The sequence below is a fragment of the Mycobacterium ostraviense genome, from assembly GCF_002705925.1.
GTDB classification, from domain to species: domain Bacteria; phylum Actinomycetota; class Actinomycetes; order Mycobacteriales; family Mycobacteriaceae; genus Mycobacterium; species Mycobacterium ostraviense.
In genome coordinates, this window is sequence record NZ_NKRE01000125.1 from 1 (window position 1) to 257 (window position 257).

The 257-nt window shown below is 70.4% G+C and carries 1 protein-coding gene; it reads right to left on the minus strand.

What is annotated here, in order from left to right; translation table 11 throughout:
- Positions 1–257: hypothetical protein (locus CDN38_RS33750; RefSeq protein WP_204903268.1), on the minus strand; the 257-nt coding region annotated here is incomplete at both ends.

Genomic DNA, 257 nt, shown 5'->3' on the forward strand with positions numbered 1-257 from the left:
GTCCTCGGCGGCGAGTCGACGGCGCAGGGTGGCGCCGCTCAGCGCGAACTGCTCTTCCACGTCGCGCGATTGCCAGTCGCGTGCCGGTTCGGCGGCGATGCGGTCGCGGATCTGTTCGCCGAGGCTCGGTGCCTGCGGCAGCAGCAGGTTGCCATGGCCCTGCCGGCACAGCGTCAGCACCAGTGAGGCCAGGGCCAATCGTGCTTCACTGTAGCGGCCGTCCTGCAGCGATTGCCGCCACTGGCGCAGCACCGTAG